Origin of the sequence: Clostridium ihumii AP5 (assembly GCF_000612845.1) — a bacterium.
In the GTDB taxonomy this organism is placed as follows: Bacteria; Bacillota; Clostridia; order Clostridiales; family Clostridiaceae; genus Clostridium_J; species Clostridium_J ihumii.
Genome location: NZ_CCAT010000054.1, coordinates 1 through 7,273 on the forward strand (window position 1 = coordinate 1; position 7,273 = coordinate 7,273).

The window sequence follows — 7,273 nt, forward strand, 5'->3', positions numbered from 1 at the left end:
CAAAAGGGACCGACACCTAAGGTGCTAGTTATCTTTTTAAAATTTACTTACCTTTTTAAATAAAATATTCAGCTAAATGAGTAAAGTCAGTGCCAGTAAACTTACTTAATTTTATTGGTTCAAATTTTTGAAGATATCAATTTAAAAAGGAAGTTTATCTTCCGCAACCACTGGGACTGGCTCTACTTTACTTATTAGTGGATATGCACATTTATTCTAGACTACTATTAATGTATATCTAACATATTGAATTGCCTGTCCCTCTTGTTATGGATAAAAAACTTAGATAGCAACTTAATCTAGTCTTCTTTAACTTTTCTTTTTATTTGTTTATATCCTTACTAGATTTTAGATTTTTAACATTAAAAATACCAATGAACAAGAGGGACAGACATCTCATGGGTTAGTTACATTTTCACAATTTACTTACCCTTTTAAATAAGATAATTAGCAAAACAAGCAAAGTCAGTCCCAGTAAACTTACTTAGTTTTATTGGTTTAAATTTTGAAAATATCAATCATAAAAAGGAAGTTTATCTTCCGTAGCTGCAGGGACTGGCTTTAATGAACCTATTAGTGGATATGCACATTTATTCCAGACTACTATTAATGTATATCTAACATCTTGAATTGCCTGTCCCTCTTGTTATGGATAAAAAACTCAGATAGCAACTTACAGAGATAAGGATTCTAACTTTTTACTTGTTAATATCCTTGCTGAATTTTATCTTTTTAACATTAAAAATACCAATGAACAAGAGGGACAGACATCTCATGGGTCTAGTTACTTTTTCATAATTAACTTTCCCTTTTGAATAAGATATTTAACAAAACAAGCAAAGTCAGTCCCAGTAGAGACTTGCTTAGTTTTGTTGGTTTAATTTTTGAAGATACTAACTTTATTTGATAAAAATTATTTATTTAATTTTATGATAAGGTAAAATAATAATTTTATGTTTAATAATGGATAAAGGTAGTTTATTACCATGTATAGAGTTATAATATATAATGATAATATTAAAAAATAATTGATGTATTGGTGTAAAATATTGATTTTTTTAGAAAATCATAATATAATTATTTAAGACTTGAAAATGACTAATAGTCATTTTGAGGAGGAGAAAATATGAGTGGTAAATTAAAGCCAAAGTTGAAAAAGTCAGAGGTCAATAAGTTGCAAAAAAAGAATAAGCTTATGGATGTTGCATATAATCTTTTCACTACGAGAGGAATTAATGATACATATATAAGTGATATTACAAATGAAGCAGGGGTAGCAAAGGGAACATTTTATTTATACTTTAAAGACAAATATCATTTAAGAGAAATAATAGTATTAAGAAAAAGTTGTGCTATATTAAAGGAAGCTTTAGAGGCTGCAAATAAACATCATTTTGAAGTTTTAAGTGATGAGGTAATTTTCTTTATTAATCATATAATTGATTATCTAAAAAAAGATAAAAAGTTATTAAAGTTAATCCATAAAAACCTCACTTGGAGTATTTATAGAAAAGGCTTATATGAAAAAGATGAGTATGAGGAATTTACACAAATATATCATCAGTTTTTAACGAAGATGGATGGAAATGAAAATTTAACTGTAGATGCAGAGAAACTATTGTTCATAATAATAGAACTCGCAGGTGGTGTTTGTTATAACTCTATTATATTAGAGGAACCAGCAAATATTGATGATATGAAGCCTGTATTATTTGAAACAATAAAAAAAATATTAGGGTAAAACACTAAAAATATTAGTTAAGTTTATTTTTGCAATAATATTTAGTTGGTTAAATTAATTTTGGATGTTAATAAAAAATATATTACATATTAAGTGGATTTTATTTGTATATGTATTAGAAAAATAGGTTGGAAAATTTAAGATTGAGAATTGAAAATTTATGTTAAATTAACGATTAGCAATTAATAATAGATTGGTCACCTATATAGGGGTATTACTTTAAGTTAGGTTATGAAATAATTTATTCTTTTAATTTTTGTAAAATATATAGTATGGAGGTTAGATATGAAGAATGCATTAAAGGTATTTAAAAGGGACATGAAAAGTATCATAAAAAACCCAGTCGCACTTTTAATCATTGTTGGTGTATGTGTTTTACCATCGCTTTATGCATGGGTAAACATAAAGGCAAGTTGGGACCCTTATGAAAACACTGGAGATATATCGGTGGCTATAGTTAATAATGATAAAGGAACAACCTTTGCAGATAAAGATTTAAATATAGGTGATGATGTAGTTGAAGAACTGAAAAGTAATGATGTTATTGGATGGCGGTTTGTAAACTCAGAAGATGCAAATATGGGAGTTGTAGATGGTACATATTATGCAATGATTGAAATACCTGAGGATTTTTCAGAGAAATTAACTAGTTTAACAACAGACAAGCCAGAAAAGCCTAAAGTAATATACAAAGTTGATACAAAGATGAACCCAGTAGCAACTAAAATTAGTGATGCAGCACAAGGTACACTTATAAATGAAGTAACATCTAATTTTATAAGTACAGTAAATAAAGAAGTTTTTTCAGTTGTAAATGAGGCTGGAAACAAAGCAGAAGAGAATAGAACTCAAATAATATCACTAAAAAATGCTATTATATCAGTAAATAAAAATATGGATGTAGTTACAGGACTTTTAGAGGGATTAGATAGTAATGCTAAGAATTTAGGACAATTTTTAACAGAAGTTAGAGGAACACTTCCTACAATAACAGATGGAATATCTAATATTCAACAAAGTACAATTAATAGTAAAGATTTAAAGGAAGTAACTCAAAAAAATCTAAATAATTCAATAGACAACCTTAAGATAAGTTTAAGTGAATCACAAGCATCAATTAATAGGCTTAATGATTTAGCACAAAATTTAAGTCATGATAATAATAAAAGTGGTAAGGTTTCACAAATAAATAAAGATATAAACTCTGTAAACAATGCTATTGCAGGTAATGTAAAGTATTTGAACGAAATTAATAATGTTCAACCTAATAAAGCAATATCAGATTCAATAGTTGCTTTAACTAGTGTTCAGAATTCAGTTGGACAGGCTAAAGATACTGCGGCTTCAATGCAAAATGAGGTTAGTTCATCTGGAGAAGTTAGCGATAATACTGTACAAGTTTTTGTAAATAGCATTAAAAATATAAACGCACATTTAATTGAAGCAGTTAATCAGTTTGATTCAGGTGCAAGACCTGCTTTAAATACAATAACACAAAGTTTAATTAGTACAACTGATGATGCAACAAAACTTTTAGAAACATCTAAAGGACTATTTACACAAATAGATAATTTATTAAAATCAGGAACAGAAGGTAGTGAACTTGCAGCAACTGTTTCAACAAAGTTAAAGGAAGACTTACTATCATTTAAAAGTATAATCAAACAATTAAGTTCAAAACTTGAAAAAGTTGGGGATGATGATATACAAAAGATTATAAACATACTTCAAAGTAACCCAGAAGTTATGGGTGATTTTATTGCACAGCCTTTTAATTTAGAAGAAAAACCAGTATTTCATATTCCAAACTATGGTTCAGCCATGACGCCTATTTATTCAGTACTTGCTTTATGGGTAGGAGCTACAATACTTGTTTCACTTTTAAAAACTCATCCAGGAGATTTTGAAGGAAGTGAAAATATAACAATAAAAGAAAAGCATTTTGGAAAGTTATTAACTTTTATATTTCTAGCATTTATTCAAGGTGTTGTAGTTACGGTAGGAAATAAGGTGCTTTTAGATGTTTACGTTGTTAATTTCCCACTTATGGTAGCCTTTGGAGTTGTTACAGCAGTAGCTTTTACTACAATAGTGTTCACTTTAGTTGGAGTGTTTGGAAATATAGGTAAGGATATTGCCATAATATTTATGATAATACAACTTGCAGGTTGTGGTGGAACATATCCAATTCAAGTAGATCCAAAGTTTTTTAGAGTTTTACAACCATTTTTCCCATTTACTTATGGAGTTGGTGGTTTTAGAGAAGCTATAGCAGGACCTTTAAAAAGTAGTGTTCTTGTAGATTTTGCAATGTTATTTTTGTATATAATAATATTCTTAATAATAGGTGCTATATTTAAAGAAAAATTACATGACAAGGTTCAAAACTTTGAAGCAAACTTTAAAAATTCAAGGGTAGGAGAATAATTCTAAATTCGAAAAGAGGTGAACGTATGAAGCAGGTTTTTAAAATTTTTAAAGAAGATTTAATGACTATATTAAAAAACACACCAACACTTATAATAATAATAGGATTGTGCATTATTCCATCGCTTTATGCTTGGGTTAATATAAAGGCTTGTTGGGATCCATATGCTGGAACATCAAATGTACCAGTGGCTATAGTTAATAAAGATGAAGGTGCTACACTAAATGATAAAGTCATTAATGTAGGAAATGACATTGTAGAGTCGTTAAAGGAGAATGACTCTATAGGTTGGGTTTTTATAGATGAATGGCAAGGTAATTTTGGATTAAATGAAGGAAAGTATTATGCATTAATTGAAATTCCATCAAACTTTTCAAAAGGGTTAATGACTTTAGCCACACCTACACCACAAAAACCAAGCATCATATATAAAGCAAATGAAAAAGCAAATGCTATTGCAACAAAGATTACAAATGCTGCAAAGGGTAAGGTTACAGATGAAATTAGAAAGAACTTTGTAAGCACAGTAAATGAAAAAGCATTTGAAACTTTAAATAAGATGGGTGTTAAAGTTGATAATAATAAACCAAAGATTCTAGAACTTAAAGATGTTATGACATCAACTAGCAATAATATAGCAGCAATAAAAAATCATGTTCAAAATGCTAGTGAAAACAATAAGAGTCTTGAGAGTTATTTAAATACAGTAAAAAATGATTTGCCACTTATGACAAATCAAATCAATAACCTTCAACAGGTGACTCAATCAAGTAAAGAGTTAATATCTTCAACACAGAAAAGCTTAACTAACTTATCTAATAACTTAAGTAATGATATAATAGAGATGCAGAATATAAATAATAGCATTCAATCATCACTAAATGACTTAAGATCATCAGTTAATGATATGTCTTTAGATAATGCTAGAAAAGCATTAGATAATATGTGGGATTTAGTTGATTCATTACAAGATATAGTTGATAGAAAGATAGATGATATTGAGGCATTGAATGATATAATAGGAAGTCCAGTTTTAGATGAAATTGGAGACTTATTTAGAAATATACAATCTATGCTAAAGGATCAAAAGACTAGAATAGAAAAAATAAGAGAAGCATTAGATAAAAATGAAGCTAAGGAAAATATAAATACACTTATAAGTATGTTAAGTGAAACTAATTCAAATATATCTAATAAAATAGGAAATTTATCTAATAAATTTTTTGCAAGTGGATTAAATGTACTTAATAGTTTAGGAGATCAGGTTTCAAGTGGAATGGATGTAGCAAATTCCATGTTAGATGGTGTTAGAGGAATAGTTCCAGGACTTTCAGCAGTGACGAATTTTGGAATAAGTAGCAGTAAACTTGCAACAACTCAAACAGAAAAACTATCAAATAAACTTACTGATTTCCAAACAAAAGTTGATGAACTTAGTGATAAGACAAAAGATTTAAATGACAAGAATATAGATGAAATAGTAGATATAATGAGTAAGGACTCTGGTGTTATGGCATCATTTATATCTTCACCGATTGAAGTTGAAAGAACTGAGATTTATGAAACATCTACATTTGGTGTAGGATTAACACCTTTCTATACAACTCTTGCAATATGGGTTGGAGTGCTGTTATTATCATCTATGTTAACAACAGAATGTGAACCAATAGAGGGATTAAGTAATTTATCACTTATGAAACAACATTTTGGTAAAATGTTAACATATTTGGCTATATCACTTGTGCAAACTATAATTGTTGTATTAGGAGATAAGTATATACTAGGTGTAAAACCAGATAATTTCTTGCTTATGATAGCATTTGCAATACTTGCCTCTATAACTTTTGTAATAATTATGTTTACATTAGTGGTCATAATTGGTAATATAGGAAAGGCGATTGCTGTATTTATAATGGTAATGCAAATAGCAGGTTCAGGTGGACTTTATCCAATACAAACCAATCCAAGGATATTCGGAATACTACAACCACTATGGCCATTCACTTATGTTATAGATGGATTTAGACAAGCTATAGCAGGACCAGTTTGGAGTAGTGTAAGAAGAGATGTAATAGCATTAATTATAATATCTGTTGCATTCTTATTACTTGGATTGTTAAGAAAGCCACTACACAAAGCAGCTCATTTACTTGAGCATAAATTTAAAGAATCAGGGTTATAGATTTTAACGAAAATCAAAACAATATATTAAATTATATTAGTAACTTGATTTTCTTAAAATAAACCTTTAGGGAGTAAACAGGATAAAAAGCTAACTCAAAATTTTGAGTTAGCTTTTCTGCTATGTAAATTTATTTTATTTGTTTTTAAGCCATAACAAGAGGGACAGGCAAATCAATATATTAGATATACATTAAGAATAATCTAGAATATAATTGCATAGCCACTAGTAAGCTCATTAAAGCCAGTCCCAGCAGCTACGGAAGATAAACTTCCTTTTTATGATTGATATTTTCAAAAATTTGAACCAATAAAACTAAGCAAGGCTAAAAGGGACTGACTTTGCTTTTTATGCTAAGTATCTTATTCAAAAGGGAAAGTAAATTATGAAAGGGTAATTATCCCATGAGACGTCTATCCCTCTTGTTCATTGGTATTTTTTAAGCTTAAACCAATAAAACTAAGCAAGGCTAATAGGGACTGACCTTGCTTGTTAAACTAAATATCTCATTAAAAAGGGTAAGTAAATTTAGAAAAGGTAATTAAACTATGAGATGTCTGTCCCTCTTGTTCATTGGTATCTTTAAAATTGAAAAATAAAATCTAGTAAGGATACTAACAAGTAAAGAGTTAGAAACTTTATCTCAGTAAGTTGCTATCTAAGTTTTTAATCCATAACAAGAGGGATAGTCAACTCAATATGTTAGATATACATTAAGAATAATCTAGAATAAATGTGCATAGCCACTAGTAAGCTCATTAAAGCCAGTCCCAGCAGCTACGGAAGACGAATTTCCTTTTTATGATTGAGATTTTCAAAAATTGAATCAATAAAATCAAGCAAGGCTCTGTTGGGACTGACTTTGCTTTTTATGCTAAGTATCTTATTCAAAAGGGAAAGTAAATTATGAAAGGGTAATTAT

The 7,273-nt window shown here is 28.8% G+C and carries 3 protein-coding genes; all 3 read left to right on the forward strand.

Annotation, left to right across the window (positions count from 1 at the left end):
• The first annotated feature begins 1,126 nt into the window (after nt 1–1,126).
• The 3 genes from BN346_RS11005 (at nt 1,127) to BN346_RS11015 (ending at nt 6,351) form a co-directional block, all read left to right on the forward strand.
• Nucleotides 1,127–1,741: a TetR/AcrR family transcriptional regulator gene (locus tag BN346_RS11005; RefSeq protein ID WP_051540319.1), complete on the forward strand. Its 615-nt coding sequence runs from the start codon at nt 1,127–1,129 to the stop codon at nt 1,739–1,741.
• 285 nt (nt 1,742–2,026) lie between these two features.
• Nucleotides 2,027–4,168: a YhgE/Pip domain-containing protein gene (locus BN346_RS11010; RefSeq protein ID WP_040328622.1), complete on the forward strand. Its 2,142-nt coding sequence runs from the start codon at nt 2,027–2,029 to the stop codon at nt 4,166–4,168.
• Nucleotides 4,169–4,194: 26 nt separating this feature from the next.
• Nucleotides 4,195–6,351, forward strand: coding sequence for a YhgE/Pip domain-containing protein (locus tag BN346_RS11015; RefSeq protein WP_040328623.1), 2,157 nt, complete (start codon nt 4,195–4,197; stop codon nt 6,349–6,351).
• Nucleotides 6,352–7,273: the final 922 nt, after the last annotated feature.

What these genes read in the sequence shown, in the direction of transcription:
- BN346_RS11005 (WP_051540319.1), top strand. Translation starts at nt 1,127, where the DNA reads ATGAGTGGTAAATTAAAGCCAAAGTTGAAAAAGTCAGAGGTCAATAAG.
- BN346_RS11010 (WP_040328622.1), top strand. Translation starts at nt 2,027, where the DNA reads ATGAAGAATGCATTAAAGGTATTTAAAAGGGACATGAAAAGTATCATA.
- BN346_RS11015 (WP_040328623.1), top strand. Translation starts at nt 4,195, where the DNA reads ATGAAGCAGGTTTTTAAAATTTTTAAAGAAGATTTAATGACTATATTA.